Origin of the sequence: Pseudomonas sp. EZ-C24 (assembly GCF_014525325.1) — a bacterium.
In the GTDB taxonomy this organism is placed as follows: Bacteria; Pseudomonadota; Gammaproteobacteria; order Pseudomonadales; family Pseudomonadaceae; genus Aquipseudomonas; species Aquipseudomonas shirazensis.
Genome location: NZ_JACDIU010000016.1, coordinates 90,458 through 111,676, shown reverse-complemented (window position 1 = coordinate 111,676; position 21,219 = coordinate 90,458). Strand labels below are relative to the sequence as shown.

Genomic DNA, 21,219 nt, shown 5'->3' with positions numbered 1-21,219 from the left:
CTCCTGCTAGTGGGCAAGGCGAAAGGCCTTGGCATGGGCGCAGTATCCGCTGCCGATTAGCTACTGATAAGATGCTAATCACTATCAGCAGAGTAAACCCTGGGTTGCTAATCATGGCCATCGAGTCATTCAGTACGCTGGAATGCTTTATCCGCAGCGCCGAGGTTGGCAGCTTCGCCGAAGCGGCTCGGCGGCTGCGCCTGACTCCGGCCGCAGTGGGCAAGAACGTTGCCCAGCTGGAGTCGCGCCTGGGTGTGCGGCTGTTTCAGCGCAGCACCCGCAAGCTGACCCTGACCGAAGCCGGCCAACGCTTTTTAAGCGAGGTCAAGGACAGCTTCGGCACTATCCAGTCGGCAATGGCCAACCTGGCCAGCGCGCAGGGGCAGCCGGCGGGGCTGTTGCGGGTGAGCATGGGCACGGTGTTCGGCCGCCTGTACGTGCTGCCGCTGCTGGGTGAGTTCTTGCAGCGCTTCCCGGCGATCACGCCGGATTGGCACTTCGACAACCGCCAGGTCGACCTGATCGGCCAGGGCTTCGATGCGGCCATCGGCGGCGGCTTCGAGCTGCCGCCGGGGGTGGTGGCGCGGCGGTTGACTCCAGCGCATCGGGTGCTGGTCGCGGCGCCTGGGTTTATTCAAGGGCGCGCCGCGATCAATCAGCCGGAAGATCTGCTCGAGTTGCCCGGCATTCTTATCCGCTCGCCGCAGACCGGCCGCGTGCGGGCCTGGCCATTGACCAGTCGCGGGCGTGAGCAACGACCGCTGCAGTTGCGTCAGGCCATGACCATGAGCGACTCCGATGCTGCCTGCGCGGTGGCCCAGCAAGGCCTAGGGATTGCCTTGGTCAGCCTGCCGTTTGCTGTGCCGTACCTGCGCGCTGGCCTGCTGCAACGGGTGCTACCGGACTGGTACGTGGACGATGGCAACATCAGCGTTTACTACGCTGGGCACAAGCTGCTGCCGGGCAAGACCCGCGCGTTCATCGACTTTGTCGTCGAGCAGTTTGCCGAGCAGGGCCTGGCCAGCGCCTTTGATGCGCTGGAGCTGCTTTAGACGACAGCAACCACGGCGGACACCTGGGCCACGCCTGCCACCACCAGGCTCACTTCATCGTCCAGCCGCTTGCCGATCAACACTTGCCCCAGTGGTGAGCGCGGGGTGATCACGGTCACCTGCTGCGGCCCGTGGCCAATCTTCAGACCGGCGCCCTCCGGGCCAATGAACACCCGACGCTGATCGCCTTGTTCGTCTTCGAGGGTGACCAGGCTGCTGATCTGAATGCCGCGTGCGGGGTCATAGTCACGCAGCACCAACTGTTGATAGGTCAGCAGCGCCTGGCGGATCTCGGCAGCGCGACGGGCCTGGCCGGTTGCCAGGTAAGAAGCCTCGAGGCCGAGGGTGTCGTACTTGTTCTCGGCCTTGTTCTCTTCGGCGGTGGCGGCTTCATAGGCGATCTGCGCGGCCCGCCGCAGTGCCTCGACGTCGGCTTCGAGGGCAGTGACGATGGCGCTGAGGACTTCATTCTTGTTCAGCATCAGTAACAGAACTCGAGTACGTTGGCCTGGCTCTTGTCGGTCGGCGCGGTGCGATTCTGCTGCAGCCAGAACTGGCACTTGGGCTTGTTCAGGTTACGCGGGTTGCCCTGCGCGGCTGCGGCGGCCTGCTCGGCTTCCTGGTTGTGCAGAATGTCCTTGTAGCGCTCGAACATCTGCGCCTGGGCATCGCCGGCTGCGGCCGGTGCCGGCGCTACGATTGCCGGTGCCAGCACCTGAGCGACCGGCTGCACGTGTTCGGGCCACAACCGCGCCGCCAGCCACAGGCTCACGGCAATCGCGACGGCGCCAAGCCACAGGCCGAAGGCAATACACAGCACCAGTTGCACGGGCTTGAGGGTAATCTTCAGTTCACGGCGGCGGTACATGGCGGCCTCCTGGCAGGGCGGGGTGGCGAGCATTGTCGCATGGCCGCCGACAAATATTCAGCGCGGTGCTTTTGTCGGCAGGCGTTTATCCGCAAAATCGCGGGTTTTACCGCGCAGCATGGGAGCGGCGATGAAAGCCAGCTGGGATATCTTTTGCACCGTTGTGGATAACTACGGTGATATCGGCGTGACCTGGCGCCTGGCCCGGCAACTGGTGGCTGAACATGGCCTGGCTGTTCGCTTGTGGGTCGACGACCTGAACGCCTTCGTGCCGCTGTGCCCAGCCGCTGACGCCAACGCCGAGCAGCAGTGGCACGAGGGTGTCGATGTGCGCCATTGGCCGGCGGCATGGCCGGCCACTACACCAGCCGAGGTGGTGATCGGTGCTTTTGCCTGCCAACTGCCCCCGGCCTACATCGAAGCGATGAGCGCGCAAGCGACGCCGCCGTTGTGGCTGAACCTCGAGTACCTGAGCGCCGAAGACTGGGTCGAGGGTTGCCACGGTTTGCCGTCGCCCCAGCCCAACGGCCTGCGCAAGGTGTTTTTCTTCCCGGGTTTCACCGCCAGGACCGGCGGCCTGCTGCGCGAGGCCGGTTTGCTGGCGAGCCGCGACAGCCTGCAGTCAGCGCCAAAGCAACGGGCAGAGTTTTTGGCAGGGCTGGGCGTGCAGGTCGCATCCGGCAGCCGGCTGCTGTCGCTGTTCGCTTATGAGAACCGCCAGTTGGGCAGTTGGCTGCAGGCGCTGGCGGCAGGGCCGCAAGCGACTCACTTGCTGGTGCCACAAGGGCGGATTCTGGCGGACCTGGCGGCCTGGCTCGAGGTTGCCACGCTGGCGCCGGGTGCGCTGCATCAGCGCGGCGCGCTGACTGTGCAGGTGGTGCCATTCGTCAGTCAGGGTGATTACGACAAGCTGCTGTGGGCCTGCGACTTCAATGCCGTGCGTGGTGAAGATTCGTTCGTGCGTGCGCAGTGGTCCGGTGTGCCGATGCTGTGGCATATCTACGTCCAGGACGAGAATGCCCACTGGGAAAAACTCGAAGCGTTCCTGGCGCTCTATCGCCAGGGTCTGTCAGACCCGGCCAGCGTGGCGCTGACCGCATTGTGGCGGGCATGGAACATCGACGGCGACATGGGCCAGGCCTGGCAAGCGCTGCAGCCACACTGGGACGAACTGCAAACCCATGCCCGCGAATGGGCTGTCGCGCAAGCCGCTCAGCCGGACCTCGCCACAGCGCTAGTACACTTTTGCCGAAATTCGCTATGATACGCGGCCTCGATTTTTATAAATCCATCCAGATTCGGATATTTCGCAATGAAAACTGGTAAAGAAATCAAACCCGGTACCGTTCTGCGCATCGATAACGATCCGTGGCTGGTTCAGAAAGCTGAGTTCACCAAGTCGGGCCGTAACAGCGCGATCATGAAGACCAAGCTGAAAAACCTGCTGACCGGCTACAAGACTGAAACCGTATACGGTGCAGACGACAAGCTGGACGACGTGATCCTCGATCGCAAAGAAGCGACCCTGTCGTTCATCAGCGGTGACTCGTACACCTTCATGGACACCAGCGACTACACCATGTACGAGCTGAACGCCGAAGACATCGAGGCCGTTCTGCCGTACATCGAAGAAGGCATGGAAGACGTCTGCGAAGCGGTGTTCTTCGAAGACCGTCTGGTTTCGGTTGAACTGCCGACCACCATCAGCCGTAAAGTTGTCTACACCGAGAACTCGGCGCGTGGCGACACTTCGGGCAAGGTCATGAAGCCTGCCAAACTGTCCAACGGTACTGAAGTTCAGGTTGCTGACTTCATCGAAATCGACGAAATGATCGATATCGACACCCGTGACGGTAGCTTCAAAGGCCGTTCGAAGAAGTAATCACTTCTGCCGAACGCAAAAAAACCCGGCGCTGGCCGGGTTTTTTTATGCCTGAAGATTACTCAGACGTTCACATGCAAGCGTACATCGACGTTGCCGCGGGTGGCATTGGAGTACGGGCAGACCTGGTGTGCCTTGTCGACCAGCTCCTGCGCTGCGGCTTGTTCCAGGCCGGGCAGGTTGATCTCCAGGTCGATGTCCAGGCCAAAGCCACCGGGAATCTGGCCAATGCCGACCTTGGCGGTGATCGTGGTGTCTGCTGGCAACGGTTGCTTGGCCTGGCCCGCGACAAACTTCAGGGCACCGATGAAGCAGGCCGAGTAGCCGGCAGCGAACAGCTGCTCGGGATTGCTGCCTTCGCCGCCGGCGCCGCCGAGCTCTTTCGGCGTGCTCAGTTTGACTTCGAGCTTGCCGTCGTCCGAGCGGGATTTGCCATCACGACCACCGGTAGAAGTGGCTTGGGCAATGTACAGCGGAGTGACCTTTTGCATGACTAGCCTCGCGTAATGTGCTGCGCGCCGTGGCGCTGGTTGGTGTGGGATTTAAATTAGCGCGCAATTAGTTAGTGCGCAAGATAAATAGCTGACCGTTTGTCGGAGCGGCTGTCACAGCCTAGTTGCTATACGGCTTTTTGCAGGCTGGCGCGCAGGTCCAACAGTTCGGCCTGCAACTGCTGGAGCCGCTCCAGGCTGCGCCCGCTTGCCTGCAGAATGCACTGCGGCACGCGCTTGGCATCCTCATGCAGGGCATGGCCCTTGTCGGTCAGTTGCACCAGTACCACCCGTTCATCCTCGCGGCTGCGGGTGCGCTTGAGCAGGCCCTCGCTTTCCAGGCGTTTGAGCAGCGGGGTCAGCGAGCCAGGGTCGGTCAGCAGGCGATTGCTGATCTCACCTACGGTCAGGCCGTCCTGCTCCCACAACACCAGCATCGCCAGGTATTGCGGATAGGTCAGGCCAAGCGCCTGCAGCAAGGGCTTGTAAACCTTGGTCATCAGCAACGAGGTCGAGTGCAGGGCAAAACAGACCTGGTTGTTCAGCAGCAGCTCGTCGCAGGGGGCTTTAGTGTCGGCGTTCATGCAGGTCCTTGAATTCTTCAGATTTAAAATCTAGCACGCTGATAGCTGGCGCGCTCACTACCAGCGTAATTCGCTGCGCAGGGCAAGATCCCACGGCGGCAACGGACTGAACCGGCTCTTGAGGAATTCGAGCAGCAAGCGGCTGCGAGAGTTCGTTTCATGTTCCAGGCGTAATGCATAGATACCGCTGGTCTCGGCTGCAGGCAGGCCGTTTTGGCAGAATAACGGCACCAGGTCGCCGCGCAGCAGGTGCTCGCTGATCAGCCAGGTCGGCAGGTGTGCCACGCCCAAACCGGCCAGGGCGCCGCACAGCAGGGTCTCGGCGTTGTTGGCCGACATGCGCATGCGGCTGGGCCGATACAGGCGCAGTTGGCCGTCGACGTTGAAGCGCCAGGCAAACGGTGGCGCCAGGCCGTCCCAGTCGAGGCCGTCGTGCTCTGGTAGTTCGCTGGGGCAGTTGGGCAGGCCACGGTTGGTCAGATACGCCGGGCTGGCGCAGGCCACGCGGACCATGTAGGCCAGTGGTGTAGCAACCAGGCGAGTGTCGGCCAAGGGGCCGGCGCGCAACACCAGATCGACCTCGCCCAGGTGGCTGCCGTGCAGGTCGACGAAGCTGTCGATCAGGCGCAGGCGCACGTCCAGCCCGGGATACGCCGCGAGAAAGTCGGCAATCGCCGGGGCCAGGTGCAGGCGGCCGAAGGCGGCCGGGGCGTCGATGCGGATCAGCCCCTCAGGGGCGTTGCTCAGCGAGACCGCTTCGGCGCGGGCCAGGCGCAGCTCTTCGATGATGCGTCGCGCGCGTTCGGCAAAGGCCTTGCCGGCGGGAGTCACGCGTACAGCATGGGTGCTGCGCACGAACAGCCGGCTGCCCACTGCTGCCTCGAGACTGTCGATGCGCCGAGCTACGGCTGATGGGGTCAGGGGATGGCGCCTGGACGCGGCGGAAAAACTGCCGGTGTCGAGCACGTCGAGGAACAGGCTCAGCTGTTCGGTAAGGGCATCGGGGTTCATTCAGGCTCTGCTTGTGCGAGATACGCAAAGCCATTGTGCGCTGCTGTGCGTTTCCCTACCAGCCCGCAGTGGTTAGCATGTACACATTGTGTAACAGGCAGATGAGGCCCTGATGATCGAGTGGTTGCTGTATATCGTACTGGGCGCTGCATTGGGCACGGTGGGCGGGTTGTTCGGCATCGGTGGCGGCTTGATCGCGATCCCGGCGCTGGGCGTACTGTTTGGTCTGGACCAACAACTCGCGCAAGGCACCGCGCTGGTGATGGTGGTGCCGAATGTGCTGCTGGCGCTGTGGCGCTACAACCAGCGCAATCGCATCGAACTGCGCTACGCCTTGCCGTTGTCGCTGTGCAGTCTGCTGTTCGCCTGGCTGGGCTCGATCTGGGCGGTCGGCATCGATGCCCATTCGATGCGCCTGGGCTTTGTCGGCTTTTTGCTGGCGTTGGTGGTGTGGAACCTGGCGCGGATGTTCATGCGCACCGCACCGGCCAGCAGCCAGTTGCGTTATCCGTGGCCGTGGCTGGGTGTGCTCGGCTGTTTTGCCGGGACCATGGGCGGGCTGTTCGGGGTTGGCGGCGCGGTGGTTGCCACACCGGTACTGACCAGTGTGTTCGGCACCACTCAGGTAGTCGCCCAGGGCCTGTCGCTAGCATTGGCGGCACCGAGCACCTCGGTGACTTTGCTCACCTACGGCCTGCACCACAGTGTTGACTGGCAGATGGGCGCTGCCCTGGCCGTGGGCGGGCTGCTCAGCATCAGTTGGGGCGTGAAGCTCGCGCACGCCTTGCCCGAGCGCGTGCTGCGCATGATGTTCTGTGGCTTTTTGGTGGTGTGCGCCGTGCTGCTGGCTTACGAGCTGTAAGCCGGTCGCGCAGTCACTGGCTGGCAGTGACTGCGCGGAGCAGGTCAGCGACGGACCTGTTTGAGGGTTTCGGCGATGAGGAATGCCAACTCCAGCGACTGGTCGGCATTCAGCCGCGGGTCGCAGTGGGTGTGGTAGCGATCGGACAAGCCGTCTTCGGTGATCGGTCGCGCACCGCCAATGCACTCGGTGACGTTCTGCCCGGTCATCTCGATGTGAATGCCGCCAGCGTACGAGCCTTCGGCCTGATGAACCTGGAAGAAGTGCTTCACCTCTTCGAGGATCTGCGCAAAGTCGCGGGTCTTGTAGCCGCTGCTGGCCTTGATCGTGTTGGCGTGCATCGGGTCGCAGCTCCACAGCACCTGGCGGCCTTCGCGCTCTACCGTACGGATCAGCCCCGGCAGGTGTGTGCCGACCTTGCCTGCGCCCATGCGCACGATCAGGTTCAGACGGCCTGGATCGTTGCTCGGGTTGAGCACATCGATCAGCCGAATCAACTCCTCAGGGTCCATGCTCGGGCCAACCTTGACCCCGATCGGGTTGTGCACTCCGCGCAGAAACTCGACATGCGCGCCATCGAGCTGGCGGGTGCGGTCGCCGATCCACAGCATGTGCGCTGAGCAGTCATAGAAATCGCCGGTCAGGCTGTCGCTGCGTACAAACGCCTGTTCGTAGTTCAGCAGCAGCGCTTCGTGGGCGGTGAAGAAACTGGTTTCGCGCAGCTGCGGCGCGCTGTCCAGCCCACAGGCGCGCATGAACGCCAGGGTCTCGTCGATGCGGTCGGCGAGCTGGTGGTACTTGTCGGCAAGGGCTGAGTTGGCGATGAAGTCGAGGTTCCACTTGTGCACCTGATGCAGGTCGGCAAAGCCGCCCTGGGCGAACGCGCGCAACAGGTTGAGGCTGGCGGTGGACTGGTGATACGCCTGCAGCAAGCGCTCGGGGTCGGGGATGCGGCTGGGTGCGTCGAAGCCAATGCCGTTGACGATGTCGCCGCGATACGCTGGCAAGGTCACCTGGCCGATGGTCTCGTCACCGGCCGAACGCGGCTTGGCGAACTGCCCGGCCATGCGCCCGACCTTGACCACCGGGCAACCGGCCGCAAAGGTCATGACGATGGCCATCTGCAGCAGCACCTTGAAGGTGTCGCGGATCTTCGCGGCGGAAAACTCGGCAAAGCTCTCGGCGCAATCGCCGCCCTGCAGCAGAAACGCCCGGCCCTGGGTGACCTCGGCGAATTGCCGGCGCAGCTCGCGCGCTTCACCGGCAAACACCAGCGGCGGATAGCTGGCGAGGGTCTGCTCGACCTTGGCCAGGTGCGCGGCATCGGGGTAGCTCGGCTGCTGCTGGATGGGCAGGGCACGCCAGCTTTCAGGGCTCCAGGGTTGGTTCATCACGGGCTCGTTATGGCTGTTATGGGCAATGGCTCATGGTATCAGGTGGCGGCGTGCTTGTTGCACCGCAGGCATTGACGGACAATGGCGCTTTTGTGCGCGGTGCAGCGGGAGTGGTAATGACTAACGAGCGGGAAGAGCGGCTGCTGGCTCGGGTCGAGGATGCCTATGGCATCGTCAGCGTTTACGAGGTCGAGGATTATCGTTTTCTCGAATTCGGTGAGGCCATCGAGCAAAGCTGCGTGTTTACCGCTGACCCTAGCTGGCTTGAATACGACTACACCCGGGCGATGCTGATCGGCGCGCTGTGCCATGAGCTGCCCGAGAGCGCGCTGTTTCTCGGCCTGGGTGCGGGTACGCTGACCCAGGCGTGCCTGAAGTTCCTGCCGTTGGATGACGTCGAAGCCATCGAGCTGCGCCCGGATGTACCGCGGCTGGCCATGGAATACCTCGGTCTGGACGATGACCCGCGGCTGTATGTGCGCATTGGTGATGCGGTCGAGTTGCTGCCGACGGCCGAGAAGGCTGACCTGATCTTTGTCGACCTGTATACCGACCATGGGCCGGGAGTGGCGCATCTGGCCTGGAATTTCCTCGAGCAGTGTCAGCAGCAGCTAAACCCAGGCGGTTGGCTGGTGATCAACCAGTGGGCCGGCGATGACGGCAAGCCGCTGGGTGCGGCGCTGCTGCGTGGACTCTACCACCGGCATTATTGGGAGTTGCCGGTGAAGGAGGGCAATGTCGTGGTGCTGGTGCCAGCCGAATTCGATCAGGAATTGCAGATCGACGAGTTGCGCGCGCGGGCCGAGGCGTTGGCGCCGCAGTTGGGGTATAGCCTTGAGTACCTGATCAAGACGATTCGCCCGGCGACCTGAGGCCTTCGGGGCGCATGCCCCCCGAATTGCCTGCACACTACAATTCTTCATCCTGCCACCCGCAAAAGCCGAACCGATTCAGCCATAATCCCTGGCCAGCTACCCACCCCACCACGGTCGAGAAAAAAATTTCACCGTAATCAAGGATTTCGGGTATAGTACGCGCCGGTCTTTTAGCGGGCCGCAAAATCAGGTGGTGCAAATCCTCCGAGTCCAGCTTCGGCTGCACGTCCGCTAGTCGGACCTTCTCAAGTATTTCTTTTTCAATCGTTTTCGCAAATCCCCGCCGCCAAAACTGCCTGGGTGACCTTTGGGTCTTTCAAGGCATGTGCAGTTTTGGAGCATGGGTCTTTGCGGATGCACATAGAGGCAGACCCATGACCCAGGAAACCGGCGGATTCGCCGCTCTCGGACTTAACCCGAACATTGTTGCTGCTGTAATGGCCACCGGCTACGAAGAGCCGTCCGCCATTCAGCATCAGTCGATCCCGATCATCCTCGACGGTCATGACATGATCGGCCAGGCGCAGACCGGCACCGGTAAAACCGCTGCCTTCGCTCTGCCGATCCTGAATCGCATCGATGTGAGCAAGCGCGAACCGCAAGCCCTGATCCTGGCGCCAACCCGTGAGTTGGCGCTGCAAGTTGCTACCGCATTCGAAACCTACGCCAAACAAACGCCGGGTATCAATGTAGTCGCTGTGTACGGTGGCGCCCCGATGGGCCCACAGCTGCGTGCCATTCGCAATGGTGCTCAGATCGTCGTAGCGACCCCAGGCCGTCTGTGCGACCACCTGCGTCGCGACGAGAAAGTCCTGTCGACTGTTCAGCACCTGGTGCTGGACGAAGCCGACGAGATGCTCAAGCTGGGCTTCATGGACGACCTCGAAGTCATCTTCGAGGCCCTGCCGCCGACTCGCCAGACCGTGCTGTTCTCTGCGACCCTGCCGTCGTCGATCCGCAGCATCGCCGAGCGTCATCTGCGCGAGCCGAAACACGTCAAGATCCAGAGCAAGACTCAGACCGTCACCGCGATTGATCAGGCTCACCTGATGGTTCACGCTGACCAGAAGATCGCTGCCGTACTGCGCCTGCTGGAAGTCGAAGAGTTCGATGCCCTGATCGCCTTCGTGCGTACCAAGCAAGCCACCCTGGATCTCGCTGCCGCCCTTGAAGCTAAAGGCTATAAGGCTGCCGCGCTGAACGGCGACATCGCCCAGAACCAGCGTGAGCGCGTCATCGAGTCGCTCAAGGATGGCCGCCTGGACATCGTCGTCGCTACCGACGTCGCTGCCCGTGGTCTGGACGTACCGCGCATCACCCACGTGTTCAACGTGGATATGCCGTACGACCCAGAGTCCTACGTTCACCGTATCGGCCGTACTGGCCGTGCCGGTCGCGAAGGCCGTGCACTGCTGCTGGTGACTCCACGTGAGCGCCGCATGCTGCAGGTTATCGAGCGTGTGACCGGTCAGAAAGTTGCTGAAGCCCGTCTGCCTGGCCCACAAGCTGTGCTCGATGCGCGCATCAAGAAGCTGACCGCAAGCCTGGCGCCACTGGTAGCCGAAGCAGAAACCACCCACGGCGACCTGTTCGACCGCCTGACCGCTTCGCTGGAATGCACCCCGCGTGCCCTGGCTTCCGCCCTGCTGAGCAAAGCCACCAACGGTCAGCCGCTGGACCTGGCTTCGGTTGAGCGCGAGCAGCCGCTGGTACCAACCGGTGCCCCGCGTGGCGAGCGTACCGAGCGTAGCGACCGCCCTGATCGTGGCGAGCGCAGCAGCAGCGACCGTGGCGACCGTGAGCGCCGTGCGCCAATGCCACTGGCCGAAGGCCGTGTGCGTTGCCGTACCGCTCTGGGTGCTCGTGACGGCATCGCCGCCAAGAACCTGCTCGGCGCGATCCTCAACGAAGGCGGATTGGCCCGCGATGCTATCGGCCGTATCCAGGTGCGCGACAGCTTCAGCCTGGTCGAGCTGCCAGAAGATGGTCTGGAGCGTCTGCTGACCAAGCTCAAGGACACCCGCGTAGCCGGTAAGCAGCTCAAGCTGCGCCGCTATCGCGAGGATTGATCCTGGCGCACTAAAAAAAATCCCCGATTGATTCGGGGATTTTTTTTGCCTGAAAAACGCCCAGGCTCAATCGAAGCGATAGATGTCCATGCCCAGCGCACCGAGGGTGAAGCCTTGATGGACCACGCCAAGGCGCGCCCCTGCACCCATCGCGAAAAACAACGGCAGCAGGTGCTCATCGCTCGGGTGGTTGCGTACCGCGTGCGGTGCCTGGCGCCGGTAGTCAAGCAGGGCAGGGCGGTCATCCGCCTCCAGCCTGGCCACGATCCAGTCGCGAAACGCCAGCGCCCAGGGCTCTACAGCATCTGGCCCAGCGTGCCAGTCCAGCTCGCCGAGGTTATGGGTGATGCTGCCTGAGCCGATCAGCAGGATGCCGTCTGCGCGCAACGCGGCCAGTGCCTGACCGACGCGCTGTTGCAGCTCCGGCCCGGCGTGGCTGGGCAGCGACACCTGTACTACGGGAATATCGGCCTCGCGGTACATCAGCGACAGCGGTACCCAGGCGCCATGGTCGAACGGACGCTGGTCATCAAGCCGCGCTGGCAGGCCGGCAGCGCTCAGTTGCTGGCTGATCTGGCTGGCCAGCTCGGGCGCACCCGGTGCCGGGTATTCAACGGCATACAGCGCTGGCGGGAAGCCACCGAAGTCGTGCCAGGTCGCTGGCTGCGGGTTGCTCATGACCAGCAGCTCGCGGCTCTCCCAATGGGCCGAGACCAGTACGATGGCTTTAGGTCGAGGCAGCTCGCGGGCCAGCCTGGCCAGGGCCGGCCCGCTGGCCCCAGGTTGCAAGGCCAGCATTGGAGAGCCGTGGGAAATAAACAGGCTGGGCAACATGGCGGTGGTCCTGAAGGCTAAGATGAGGCCATCTTCGAGCAGATTCAGATCGACTTCCAATATAAGTTTTTGCAGTGACTGATCGAAAAACCAGGAGGAAGCATGCAGGCTGCGTTTTGGCACAAGAAGTGGGCAGACAACCAGATCGGTTTTCACCAGAGCCAGGTAAATCCCTATTTGCAGGCGCATTGGCCGGCCCTGCAACTGGCGCCTGGTAGCCGGGTGCTGGTGCCGCTGTGTGGCAAGAGCCTGGATCTGCTCTGGCTCGCCGGGCAGGGCCATCAGGTGCGTGGAGTAGAGCTGTCCGCTCAGGCAATCGAGGCGTTTTTTGCCGGCAACGGGCTGCAGCCAGAGGTGTCCCGTCAGGGCCAGTTCGAGGTCTGGCGCAGCGGGGAAATCGAGCTTTGGTGTGGCGATATCTTCGACTTGCAGGCGGCTGACCTGGCCGAGTGCGCCGGGCTGTATGACCGTGCGGCGCTAATTGCCTTGCCGCAGGAAATGCGTAGCAGCTATCTGCAGTTGCTTGGCAACGGCTTGCCAGCTGGCGCCCAAGGCTTGCTGGTGACCCTTGAGTACGATCAGGCACGTATCGACGGTCCGCCGTTTTCGGTGGCTGAGCGTGAAGTGCGGGAAGGCTATGCAGGTTGGCAGGTTGATGCGCTGGGGACTCACCAGATCATTGCCGAAAGCCCTAAGTACAGTCAGGCCGGCGTGAGCAGCTTGTTGGAGCGGGTGTATCACTTGCACCGCTGAAGCGGTCCGAGATGTAACGTGCCAGGCCGCTGCATTTGGCAGCGGCCCGGCGGTTATCAACCGCGTTGGCGCAGCGCTTCGATACGCTCTTCCAGCGGCGGGTGGCTCATCAGCAGACCAGCCAGGCCCTGCTTGAGGCCGCCATTGATGCCGAAGGCCTTCAGCGTGTCGGGCATGTGCACCGGCATGCCTTGCTCGACGCGCAGGCGCTGCAGGGCAGCGATCATGGCGCCGGTGCCGGCCAGGCGAGCGCCGGCTTCGTCGGCGCGGTACTCGCGGCGGCGCGAGAACCACATGACGATCATGCTCGCCAGAATGCCCAGGATCAGCTCGGCAACGATGGTCGCGACGTAGTAGGCGATACCGCGGCCTTCTTCGTTCTTGAAGATCACCTTGTCGACAAAGTTGCCGATGATCCGCGCAAAGAACATGACGAAGGTGTTTACCACGCCCTGCACCAGCGCCAGGGTGACCATGTCACCGTTGGCGACGTGGCCGATTTCGTGGGCCAGCACCGCGCGGACTTCATCGGGCGAGAAACGCTCGAGCAAGCCTTGCGACACGGCGACCAAGGCGTCGTTGCGGTTCCAGCCGGTGGCAAAGGCATTGGCCTCGTAAGCCGGGAAGATACCCACCTCGGGCATCTTGATGCCGGCTTCGCGGGATAGCTCTTCGACCGTCTGCAACAGCCATTGCTCATGGCGGGTGCGGGGCTGGGTGATGATCTGCGTGCCGGTGCTCATCTTCGCCATCCACTTGGAGATGAACAGCGAGATCAGCGAGCCGGCGAAGCCGAACACGGCGCAGAAGACCAGCAACTGGCCGAGGTCGAGGTCAACCCCATTGGCGGCCATGAACCCATTGAAGCCGAACAGGCTCAGGGTAATGCTTGCAACCAGCACCACCGCGAGGTTGGTGGCTACAAACAACAGAATGCGCATCATGGTTGTTACGTTCTCCTGACGGATGAAAATTTTGCTGACTGCGGGGTATATAAGGGGGCTGTCGCGCTGATTCAACCGGGCGACTATTTCAAACTGTGTAGCGCGGAGTATGGCAGAGGAATTTCGCCCAGCTGTAGGCGAGAGCGTTGCAGGATGTAAGGGGAATTCCGCACCCGTAGACGGGACCGCAGCGCGGCCCCGTCATGCTCAAGGCTGGATCACTGCTGATAGGTGCGCAGGAAGTTGCCGATGCGGCCGATGGCCTGCTCTAGGTCATCCACGCGCGGCAGCGTAACCACCCGGAAGTGGTCCGGCCACGGCCAGTTGAACGCAGTGCCCTGGACGATCAGCAGCTTCTCGGAGAGCAGCAGGTCGAGGGCAAACTTCTCGTCGTTGAGGATCGGGCAGACCTTCGGGTCGATCCGCGGGAACGCATACAGCGCGCCCATCGGCTTGACGCAGCTGACACCCGGGATGTCGTTGAGCAGCTCGTAGGTCCGGTTGCGCTGCTCGAGCAGGCGGCCCGGCGGCAGGATCAGGTCATTGATGCTCTGGTAGCCGCCCAGCGCGGTCTGGATCGCATGCTGGGCCGGCACGTTGGCGCACAGGCGCATGTTGGCCAGCATGTCGATGCCTTCGATGTAGCTCTGGGCGTTGTGCTTGGGCCCGGAGATGATCAGCCAGCCGGAGCGGAAGCCCGCCACCCGGTACGACTTGGACAGGCCGTTGAAGGTCAGGCAGAGCAGGTCCGGGGCGAGCGCGGCGGTGCTGATGTGCACGGCTTCGTCGTAGAGGATCTTGTCGTAGATCTCGTCGGAGAACACCACCAGGTTGTGCTGGCGAGCCAGTTCGAGCATGCCCAGCAGCATCTCTTTGGAGTACACCGCGCCGGTAGGGTTGTTCGGGTTGATGATCACCAGCGCCTTGGTATTGGGGGTGATCTTGGCCTTGATGTCGGCCAGGTCCGGGAACCAGTCGGCCTGCTCGTCGCACAGGTAATGCACCGGGTTGCCGCCGGCCAGGCTTACTGCGGCGGTCCACAGCGGGTAGTCCGGTGCCGGGATGAGCACTTCGTCGCCATTGTTGAGCAACGCCTGCATCGACATCACGATCAGCTCGGAGACGCCGTTGCCAAGGTAGATGTCCTCGATGGTGACGCCTTCGATCTCTTTTTGCTGGCAGTACTGCATGACTGCCTTGCGCGCGCTGAACAGGCCTTTTGAGTCGCTGTAGCCCTGGGCGGTCGGCAGATTGCGGATCACGTCCTGGAGGATTTCATCCGGCGCCTCGAAGCCAAACGGCGCCGGGTTGCCGATGTTCAGCTTGAGGATGCGGTGGCCTTCCTCTTCCAGGCGTTTGGCGTGCTTGAGCACAGGGCCGCGAATGTCGTAGCAGACATTGGCCAGCTTGTTCGATTTGCTGAACTGCATGATGTGATCCCGATTGAGAAGTCGCGGACGCGTCGCCGTCGAAAGGTTTGTAAGGGCGCGGCGCGGGTGCCAGACTTGGAGCCTTGCGCACGAAGCCAACTAATATACGTGCCACCCGCGCCGTGGAAAAGCCGGTGCGAGGTGAAATTCAGCCTGCCGAGGTGACAACATGCAAAAGATCGACAAAACCCTGGATGAATGGCGCGCCATGCTCGACCCCGAGCAGTATCAGGTGTGTCGCCTGAAAGGCACCGAGCGCCCGTTCAGCGGCAAGTACAACAGCCACAAGGCCGACGGTGTGTACACCTGCATCTGTTGCAACGCTGACCTGTTCGACTCGACCACCAAGTTCGATTCCGGCTGTGGCTGGCCAAGCTTCTATGCGCCGATTGCCGACAGGGCGATGATCGAAATCCGTGACACGACTCACGGCATGATCCGTACCGAAGTCACCTGCGCCCAGTGCGATGCGCACCTGGGCCATGTGTTTCCTGACGGCCCGCCGCCGACCGGGCTGCGCTACTGCATCAACTCGGTGTGCCTGGACTTCAAGCCGCGTGACTGACCGGAGAGCGACCATGGACGATTCTTTGCTGAACATCCCCTGCGTGACCTTGAGCGGCGAGCACAAGCTGCTCGGCGACTTCGCCGGCAAGGCGCTGCTGGTGGTGAACACCGCCAGCCAGTGCGGTTTCACCCCGCAGTATCAGGGCCTGGAACAGCTATGGCGCGACTATCGCGGGCAGGGCCTGGTGGTGCTGGGCTTTCCCTGCAATCAGTTCGGCAAGCAGGAGCCCGGCGATGCCCGCGAAATCGCCTCGTTCTGCGAAGCACGCTTTGGCGTCAGTTTCCCGTTGATGCGCAAGATCGACGTCAACGGCCCAGGCACTCATCCGCTGTTCGTCGAGCTGAAAAAACGCGCGCCGGGCCTGCTTGGCACCGAGAAGGTCAAGTGGAACTTCACCAAGTTCCTGCTCGACCCGGTCAGCGGCAAGGTCACCCGCTTTGCTCCGACCACCAAGCCGCAGGCGTTACAGGCTGCGGTGGAGAAACTGCTCAACCCTTGAGCGGCACCCAGTGTTCGATCAGTGCGAGCAGGTCTTCGCGGCGAAACGGCTTGGCCAGGTAGTCATCCATGCCGGCGGCGCGGCAGCGCTCGCGCTCTTCCGGCATGGCATTGGCGGTCAGGGCGACGATGGGTAATTGTTGCCAACGTCCGCTCTGGCGAATCCGCCGGCTGGCTTCGTAACCGTCCATGACCGGCATGTTGCAGTCCATCAGGACCATGTCGACGGTTTCCCGTTCGAGCATTTCCAGGGCCTCGGCGCCTTGGCTGGCGACCAGCACCTGGCAGCCGAGCTTGCCCAGCATGCCCTTGGCCACTAGTTGATTGACTGGATTGTCTTCGACCAGCAGCACTCGTGCGCGGTGCTGCAGGGCGTTGGGCGAAGCCTGCACGGGAGCGGTGTGGGCCTGTTCGCCCTGGAGCATCCGCCGCAGCGTCTGGTAGAGCGCGTTGCGCGCCAACGGCCGAGCCAGCTGCACCAGCGGAGCCAGCTCGCCGGCGCGCTCGGAGGGGAGGAAGTTGCCGTAGGCTGTGACCAGCAGAATCGGCGCAGCGAATTGCGGGCGCAGCGCGAGCAGTTGTTCGAGGTCATCGGTGATCAACAGCTCGAAGGCGCCTGGCTGCAGCGTGCTGGCGCTTTCGTGCTGTTGATAGTCCAGGCCCCAGCCAGGCAGGTTGCTGCTCAGCAGCTCGGCCAGGCCACTGCCGGCCTTGCTCAGGACCACCACGCGGCCACGCAGTGGCGCGGCGGGAATCGCTTCGGTGTGGGTCAGCAGCGGCAGGTCAGCGCTGAAACGGCTGCCAAAGCCTGCGGCTGACTGGATATGCAGGTGGCCTTGCATGGCTTTGCACAGGTTGCGCGTCAGGGCCAGTCCCAGGCCGGTGCCGCCGTACTGGCGGGTGATGCCGGCACCGGCCTGGGTGAACGGCTGAAAGATTCGTGCCTGGGCCTCTTCGGGGATGCCGATGCCGGTGTCGCAGACTTCCAGGCGTACGCCGCCGACAATTGGCGACAGGCGCACATCGACACGGCCAAAGCGGGTGAACTTGAGCGCATTGGACAGCAGATTGCTGACGATCTGGCGCACCCGCGTTGGGTCGCCGAGCACGGTACTGGGAAACTGGCTGGCGATCAGGCAGGTCAGCTCGACGTTGGCGGCGGCGTTCTGCGACAGCAGGTTGGCGGTGTCTTCGACCATTGCGCCGAGGTCGAACGGGATGCGCTCCAGCTCCAGCTGGCCGGCGTCGAATTTGGACAGGTCGAGGATATCGTTGAGCAGTTCGACCAGCACCTTGCCGGAATCATGGGCGATCGACAGCTGTTGGCGCTGCTCGGCCGGCAGGCCGCTGTCCAGGGCCAGCGAAATCATGCCCAGCATGCCGTTCAGCGGGGTGCGGATCTCGTGGCTCATGTTGGCCAGAAACGCCGCGCGGGCCTGGGCCATTTCCAGGGCGCGGCGGCGTGCTTCTTCAAGGTCCTGGTTGGTCTGGCTGAGGCGATCGTTGCTTGCCTTGAGCTCGTCGGTGCGGGCCGAGACGCGGTCCTCCAGTTCGTTGAGGTAGTCGGTCAGGCGGTTTTCCGCAGCGCGCCGCTGCTGAATCTCGGTGGCCATGCTGACGAACTGCCGATTGGCCACCTTGACCAGCACGCCGATCTCGTCCGACTCGTGCCCGGGCGGGCAATCCACCCGGGTTTGCTGGGGCTGGCGCGGGTCGCTGTTGCTCAGCGCGGCAATCACCGTCACCAGCGGCTTGGTCAGCATCATGTAGAACAGGCCGAGGAGGATGCCGGTCAGCACCAGGCTGCGGGTAAAGCCGTTGAGCAGGGTGACCCAGGCGCGCTCGAGGAAGCGCCCGCCGAAGGTGTAGGTGTCGACGTCCAGGTACAGCGTGCCGAGGTAGTCCTTGGGCATCTGCGCCAGGTGCAGGCGCTCCTGAAACTGGCGTTGCTCGCCGAACAGAAAGTCGCTCAAAAGCCGATAGCGGTCTTCCAGGCGCGGGCGCTGCACATCGGCCAGCACCGTGTCATTGTTGTCGATCAGCCGCGCACGGATCACCGCCGGCGATTGCAGCAGGCCGCCGGTCAGCTCTTGGGCAAGCTCGGTGTCGATGTTGTAGGCGATGCGCGAGGCGGGGTTGTGGCTGATTTGCAATAATGCCTGCACTTCGCGGTTGATAGACGCGTCTTCGCTGGCATAATCGATACCGATCTGGATGAGACTGAGCAATGTTCCCAGTATGAAGCCGACCAGGACAGTCAGCCGGGCTTGCTTGTAAGACAGACGATTGGTGAACTTTATATCCATGGATCCCAAGCCGGTTTCGCGCTCCTGCGCTGCGCAAGCATAGCCGATCAACCTCGGCAACTGGTGGGTCTGTCAAACATTCAGCCTTTCCCTGCATCCGTTTTAACCAGGAGTCACCATGGACCCCCGCCTCACCGCCTTTCTCGAGCGCGCCGAATCGGTGCTCGCCCGGCTCGAACCGCTGCTGCCCGCGCTGCGCCCGCAGATCGACTGGGACATAACCCTGGCGGCCCGTTGGCAGCGCGATGGCCGCAGCGGCTACCTGATGCCGCTGGAAGTCAGCCTGGACATGCGCCTGTCCGACCTGATCGGGGTGGACAAGCAGCGCGATCAACTCGGCCGCAACACCCATCAATTCATCAACGGCCTGCCGGCCAACCACGCGCTGCTGTGGGGCTCGCGTGGCACCGGCAAGTCGTCGCTGGTGCGCGCCTTGCTCGCCGAGCACGCCGGCGCCGGTCTGCGCCTGATCGAGATCGAGCGCGATCACCTGGCCGACCTGCCGCGGGTGGTCGAGCAATTGAGCAAGCTCAAGCAGCGCTTCGTGCTGTTTTGCGATGACCTCTCGTTTGAAGCAGGCGAGGGCGACTACCGCGTGCTCAAGAGCGTGCTCGATGGCTCGCTGGAGCAGGCGCCGGACAACGTCCTGCTGTACGCCACCTCCAACCGCCGCCACCTGGTGCCAGAGAAGCAGAGCGACAACGAAAACTGGAAGATGGTTGACGGCGAGCTGCACCCCAACGAGGCGGTGGAGGACAAGATCGCCTTGTCTGACCGCTTCGGCCTGTGGCTGTCGTTCTACCCGTTCACCCAGGAGCACTTCCTCGATGTGGTCGAGCACTGGATCGGCCAACTGGCCAGTACCGCCGGGTTGCAATGGCAGCGCGACGAAGCACTGGAAATTCTCGCCGTGCGCTGGGCCACCGGGCGCGGTAATCGTAACGGCCGCTGTGCCTATCAGTTCGCCCGTTATTGGGTCGGCCTGCAATTGCTGGAGCAAAACTGAAATGATCGACCTCAATGCCAGTGGCGCAGGCCTGGACGGCTATCACCTGCTGGCCGCGCAAGTGCAGGCGCTGTTTGCCGACGAGCGCGACTTCATCGCCAATGCCGCGCAGTTCTCGGCATTCCTGTACAGCCAGCTGGATGACCTGAACTGGGCCGGCTTCTATATCAACCGTGACGAAGAGCTGGTACTTGGCCCATTCCAGGGGCAAGTGGCCTGCGTGCGCATTCCTTTCGGCAAGGGCGTATGCGGCGCGGCCGCAGCCAGCTGGCAGACCCAGCGGGTGGAAGACGTGCATGCGTTTCCCGGGCATATCGCCTGTGACAGTGCATCGCAGAGCGAACTGGTGATTCCGCTGGTCAAGGAGGGCAGGCTGATTGGCGTGCTCGACCTCGACAGTCCCAGGCTTGCGCGTTTCACTGAGGCCGATCAGATGGGGCTGGAGCGATTGGCGGCGATCTTTCTGGAATTGACCGACTGCTGAAAACGACAAGGGGCCTGATCAGGCCCCTTGTGCTGTGTTGCAACCGATGCAGCATGGCAATCAGTCGTAGATGACCTTTTTCTTCCAGGTCTCTTCCTCGTCGGTCTTGAGGCCTTCGGTCAACTCATTGTTGTCACTCTCGGCAGGCTCCATCTGGTCCAGCACCATAGCGTTGGCGCGGGCCAGCAGCTTCTCCAGATAGGTCAACTGCTCTTCATACTGCTTGGGCTCCTGCTGCTTGCGCAGGTACTGCACGCCGCGCTCGAAGGCCAACCGCGCCTGACCAGGCTGATTTTGCTGGAGCGCCTGCTGGCCGAGGTTGTTGAAGAACTCGATGTGCAGCAGCACCAGGATATGGCGGATTTCCTTGACCCAATACTTGCCCTCGTTGCTGGCCAGGAAGCCTTCCTGGGTGGCACGCACGATCTGGTTGTGCAGTGCTTCCAGCAGGAAACGCACATCCTTGGCTTTGACTTCGGTCTGGATCGGGCTCGGGGGGTTGTTCACCGGCAGCTTGTCGCCCAGTGCAATCAAACCTTCCAGCTCGGCCAAGCGCGCTTTCAGGGGGGCGCTGTTCTTGTCCACCGCCAGCTGGCGCTGCGTGACGTTGTGTTCCAGGCGCGTCATCAACAGCTTCAGCGCCGGGTTCATCAGCTGCCCGGGGAACGTCTCGTTGATTTCGCCACAGCGGCGGGCACGTTCGGCCAGCTCGATTTTCAGCCGTGCGCGTTCGAGCTTGCTGTTCTCGACCACATTGTTGAGGTAGCCGATAACGATCAGCAGGGCAATGCCGGCAACGATGAGCAGAGTGATCAGAAGTGGTGTCACCGTTAACGCCTCATGAATAAGTTTTGCTGCAATGAGTGTAGTGAGTTCGCTGGAGGGCGAACAGTGCAGCTTGGCGGACGCCAGGCACGATGCCTGTATCCTGTGTCGGCTCGCACGGCAAAAACTGCAGTGCAGTCGATCGCTAGTGGCACTTTGCTGCGAGCTTGCCGGGCTGCTGTCAGAAAATCAACGCCAATCCCCGGACGCTACCTATATAGCTGCGCAGCCAGCGCCGAAGTCATTGATTTCAATAAATTTATACAAAGGGGTTGACGGCTTTCGAAGGCATCCCTAGAATGCGCGCCACTTGCAGCGGAAAGCTAACCGCTAGATGCAGCAAGTCAGTAATAAATAGTGAAGATGTAGCGTGTCCCCTTCGTCTAGTGGCCTAGGACACCGCCCTTTCACGGCGGTAACAGGGGTTCGAGTCCCCTAGGGGACGCCATTGCGGGAATAGCTCAGTTGGTAGAGCACGACCTT

The 21,219-nt window shown here is 62.5% G+C and carries 20 protein-coding genes, 1 tRNA gene and 2 pseudogenes; 12 read left to right on the top strand and 11 right to left on the bottom strand.

The window, feature by feature from the left end:
* The first annotated feature begins 113 nt into the window (after positions 1–113).
* Complete coding sequence (locus IDM28_RS16715) at positions 114–1,052, top strand: LysR family transcriptional regulator (protein WP_101321577.1); 939 nt, start codon at positions 114–116, stop codon at positions 1,050–1,052.
* Here IDM28_RS16715 and IDM28_RS16710 read toward each other — a convergent pair.
* The gene (locus IDM28_RS16710) at positions 1,049–1,534 is read right to left on the bottom strand and encodes a GreA/GreB family elongation factor (RefSeq protein ID WP_371918883.1); all 486 of its coding nucleotides are present in this window, start codon (positions 1,532–1,534) and stop codon (positions 1,049–1,051) included. The genes IDM28_RS16715 and IDM28_RS16710 overlap by 4 nt on opposite strands.
* Positions 1,534–1,920 (bottom strand): hypothetical protein, encoded by a 387-nt coding sequence (locus IDM28_RS16705; RefSeq protein WP_188036502.1) that lies wholly within the window; start codon positions 1,918–1,920, stop codon positions 1,534–1,536. Before IDM28_RS16705 ends, IDM28_RS16710 begins: the two co-directional genes overlap by 1 nt.
* 130 nt (positions 1,921–2,050) lie before the next feature.
* Between IDM28_RS16705 and earP the strand changes: the two genes are divergently transcribed.
* Positions 2,051–3,184, top strand: coding sequence for an elongation factor P maturation arginine rhamnosyltransferase EarP (gene earP / locus IDM28_RS16700; protein ID WP_188036501.1), 1,134 nt, complete (start codon positions 2,051–2,053; stop codon positions 3,182–3,184).
* A 48-nt stretch (positions 3,185–3,232) separates the two neighbouring features.
* A complete protein-coding gene (gene efp / locus IDM28_RS16695) occupies positions 3,233–3,802 on the top strand; it encodes an elongation factor P (protein ID WP_101321573.1) in 570 nt (189 codons plus the stop codon).
* Between the two features lie 62 nt (positions 3,803–3,864).
* On the opposite strand, the gene IDM28_RS16690 is transcribed toward efp, so the two are convergent.
* The 3 genes from IDM28_RS16690 to IDM28_RS16680 form a co-directional block, all read right to left on the bottom strand.
* Positions 3,865–4,293, bottom strand: coding sequence for an organic hydroperoxide resistance protein (locus IDM28_RS16690; protein ID WP_150570117.1), 429 nt, complete (start codon positions 4,291–4,293; stop codon positions 3,865–3,867).
* Positions 4,294–4,421: 128 nt separating this feature from the next.
* The gene (locus IDM28_RS16685) at positions 4,422–4,877 is read right to left on the bottom strand and encodes a MarR family winged helix-turn-helix transcriptional regulator (RefSeq protein WP_101321569.1); all 456 of its coding nucleotides are present in this window, start codon (positions 4,875–4,877) and stop codon (positions 4,422–4,424) included.
* Positions 4,878–4,934: 57 nt separating this feature from the next.
* Positions 4,935–5,888, bottom strand: a complete 954-nt coding sequence (locus tag IDM28_RS16680) for a LysR family transcriptional regulator (RefSeq protein WP_181106973.1) — start codon at positions 5,886–5,888, stop codon at positions 4,935–4,937.
* A gap of 112 nt (positions 5,889–6,000) precedes the next feature.
* On the opposite strand from IDM28_RS16680, the gene IDM28_RS16675 reads away from it, so the two are divergent.
* Positions 6,001–6,750 (top strand): sulfite exporter TauE/SafE family protein, encoded by a 750-nt coding sequence (locus IDM28_RS16675; RefSeq protein ID WP_103438148.1) that lies wholly within the window; start codon positions 6,001–6,003, stop codon positions 6,748–6,750.
* 44 nt (positions 6,751–6,794) lie between these two features.
* Here the strand turns inward: IDM28_RS16675 and IDM28_RS16670 are convergent, their stop codons facing one another.
* Positions 6,795–8,141 carry a class II 3-deoxy-7-phosphoheptulonate synthase gene (locus IDM28_RS16670; protein ID WP_188036500.1) on the bottom strand — a complete coding sequence of 449 codons (1,347 nt, stop codon included), beginning with the start codon at positions 8,139–8,141 and terminating at the stop codon, positions 6,795–6,797.
* Positions 8,142–8,260: 119 nt separating this feature from the next.
* On the opposite strand from IDM28_RS16670, the gene IDM28_RS16665 reads away from it, so the two are divergent.
* Positions 8,261–9,016: a spermidine synthase gene (locus IDM28_RS16665; protein WP_188036499.1), complete on the top strand. Its 756-nt coding sequence runs from the start codon at positions 8,261–8,263 to the stop codon at positions 9,014–9,016.
* Positions 9,017–9,359: 343 nt separating this feature from the next.
* Positions 9,360–11,088, top strand: a pseudogene (locus IDM28_RS16660) (DEAD/DEAH box helicase).
* Between the two features lie 66 nt (positions 11,089–11,154).
* Here IDM28_RS16660 and IDM28_RS16655 read toward each other — a convergent pair.
* Positions 11,155–11,922, bottom strand: coding sequence for a DODA-type extradiol aromatic ring-opening family dioxygenase (locus IDM28_RS16655; protein WP_101323082.1), 768 nt, complete (start codon positions 11,920–11,922; stop codon positions 11,155–11,157).
* 102 nt (positions 11,923–12,024) lie between these two features.
* On the opposite strand from IDM28_RS16655, the gene IDM28_RS16650 reads away from it, so the two are divergent.
* The gene (locus IDM28_RS16650; RefSeq protein WP_188036498.1) at positions 12,025–12,675 is read left to right on the top strand and encodes a thiopurine S-methyltransferase; all 651 of its coding nucleotides are present in this window, start codon (positions 12,025–12,027) and stop codon (positions 12,673–12,675) included.
* 56 nt (positions 12,676–12,731) lie between these two features.
* Here IDM28_RS16650 and htpX read toward each other — a convergent pair whose 3' ends face one another.
* Both htpX and IDM28_RS16640 read right to left on the bottom strand, forming a co-directional pair.
* Positions 12,732–13,619 (bottom strand): protease HtpX, encoded by an 888-nt coding sequence (gene htpX, locus IDM28_RS16645; protein WP_101321555.1) that lies wholly within the window; start codon positions 13,617–13,619, stop codon positions 12,732–12,734.
* Positions 13,620–13,837: 218 nt separating this feature from the next.
* Complete coding sequence (locus IDM28_RS16640) at positions 13,838–15,049, bottom strand: pyridoxal phosphate-dependent aminotransferase (RefSeq protein WP_101321553.1); 1,212 nt, start codon at positions 15,047–15,049, stop codon at positions 13,838–13,840.
* A gap of 169 nt (positions 15,050–15,218) precedes the next feature.
* Between IDM28_RS16640 and msrB the strand changes: the two genes are divergently transcribed.
* Positions 15,219–15,614 (top strand): peptide-methionine (R)-S-oxide reductase MsrB, encoded by a 396-nt coding sequence (msrB, locus tag IDM28_RS16635; RefSeq protein ID WP_188036497.1) that lies wholly within the window; start codon positions 15,219–15,221, stop codon positions 15,612–15,614.
* A gap of 13 nt (positions 15,615–15,627) precedes the next feature.
* Complete coding sequence (locus IDM28_RS16630) at positions 15,628–16,116, top strand: glutathione peroxidase (RefSeq protein WP_101321549.1); 489 nt, start codon at positions 15,628–15,630, stop codon at positions 16,114–16,116.
* Here IDM28_RS16630 and IDM28_RS16625 read toward each other — a convergent pair.
* Positions 16,106–18,462 (bottom strand): annotated as a pseudogene (locus IDM28_RS16625) (response regulator). The gene IDM28_RS16630 and the pseudogene IDM28_RS16625 sit on opposite strands and share 11 nt — an antisense overlap.
* 77 nt (positions 18,463–18,539) lie before the next feature.
* Here IDM28_RS16625 and IDM28_RS16620 point away from each other — a divergent pair.
* On the top strand, positions 18,540–19,427 hold the full coding sequence (locus tag IDM28_RS16620) for an ATP-binding protein (protein ID WP_101321545.1): 888 nt from the start codon (positions 18,540–18,542) through the stop codon (positions 19,425–19,427).
* Position 19,428: 1 nt separating this feature from the next.
* On the top strand, positions 19,429–19,911 hold the full coding sequence (locus IDM28_RS16615) for a GAF domain-containing protein (RefSeq protein ID WP_150570125.1): 483 nt from the start codon (positions 19,429–19,431) through the stop codon (positions 19,909–19,911).
* Between the two features lie 60 nt (positions 19,912–19,971).
* On the opposite strand, the gene IDM28_RS16610 is transcribed toward IDM28_RS16615, so the two are convergent.
* A complete protein-coding gene (locus IDM28_RS16610; protein ID WP_150570126.1) occupies positions 19,972–20,739 on the bottom strand; it encodes a hypothetical protein in 768 nt (255 codons plus the stop codon).
* Positions 20,740–21,108: 369 nt separating this feature from the next.
* Between IDM28_RS16610 and IDM28_RS16605 the strand changes: the two genes are divergently transcribed.
* Positions 21,109–21,184: transfer RNA gene (locus IDM28_RS16605), tRNA-Glu, on the top strand.
* Positions 21,185–21,219 lie beyond the last annotated feature (35 nt).

Coding starts and splice junctions, on each gene's coding strand:
- IDM28_RS16685 (WP_101321569.1), bottom strand. CDS start 4,877: ATGAACGCCGACACTAAAGCCCCCTGCGACGAGCTGCTGCTGAACAAC.
- IDM28_RS16680 (WP_181106973.1), bottom strand. CDS start 5,888: ATGAACCCCGATGCCCTTACCGAACAGCTGAGCCTGTTCCTCGACGTG.
- IDM28_RS16630 (WP_101321549.1), top strand. CDS start 15,628: ATGGACGATTCTTTGCTGAACATCCCCTGCGTGACCTTGAGCGGCGAG.
- IDM28_RS16615 (WP_150570125.1), top strand. CDS start 19,429: ATGATCGACCTCAATGCCAGTGGCGCAGGCCTGGACGGCTATCACCTG.
- efp (WP_101321573.1), top strand. CDS start 3,233: ATGAAAACTGGTAAAGAAATCAAACCCGGTACCGTTCTGCGCATCGAT.
- earP (WP_188036501.1), top strand. CDS start 2,051: ATGAAAGCCAGCTGGGATATCTTTTGCACCGTTGTGGATAACTACGGT.
- htpX (WP_101321555.1), bottom strand. CDS start 13,619: ATGATGCGCATTCTGTTGTTTGTAGCCACCAACCTCGCGGTGGTGCTG.
- IDM28_RS16690 (WP_150570117.1), bottom strand. CDS start 4,293: ATGCAAAAGGTCACTCCGCTGTACATTGCCCAAGCCACTTCTACCGGT.
- IDM28_RS16715 (WP_101321577.1), top strand. CDS start 114: ATGGCCATCGAGTCATTCAGTACGCTGGAATGCTTTATCCGCAGCGCC.
- IDM28_RS16705 (WP_188036502.1), bottom strand. CDS start 1,920: ATGTACCGCCGCCGTGAACTGAAGATTACCCTCAAGCCCGTGCAACTG.
- IDM28_RS16675 (WP_103438148.1), top strand. CDS start 6,001: ATGATCGAGTGGTTGCTGTATATCGTACTGGGCGCTGCATTGGGCACG.
- IDM28_RS16670 (WP_188036500.1), bottom strand. CDS start 8,141: ATGAACCAACCCTGGAGCCCTGAAAGCTGGCGTGCCCTGCCCATCCAG.
- IDM28_RS16655 (WP_101323082.1), bottom strand. CDS start 11,922: ATGTTGCCCAGCCTGTTTATTTCCCACGGCTCTCCAATGCTGGCCTTG.
- IDM28_RS16665 (WP_188036499.1), top strand. CDS start 8,261: ATGACTAACGAGCGGGAAGAGCGGCTGCTGGCTCGGGTCGAGGATGCC.
- IDM28_RS16640 (WP_101321553.1), bottom strand. CDS start 15,049: ATGCAGTTCAGCAAATCGAACAAGCTGGCCAATGTCTGCTACGACATT.
- msrB (WP_188036497.1), top strand. CDS start 15,219: ATGCAAAAGATCGACAAAACCCTGGATGAATGGCGCGCCATGCTCGAC.
- IDM28_RS16620 (WP_101321545.1), top strand. CDS start 18,540: ATGGACCCCCGCCTCACCGCCTTTCTCGAGCGCGCCGAATCGGTGCTC.
- IDM28_RS16650 (WP_188036498.1), top strand. CDS start 12,025: ATGCAGGCTGCGTTTTGGCACAAGAAGTGGGCAGACAACCAGATCGGT.
- IDM28_RS16710 (WP_371918883.1), bottom strand. CDS start 1,534: ATGCTGAACAAGAATGAAGTCCTCAGCGCCATCGTCACTGCCCTCGAA.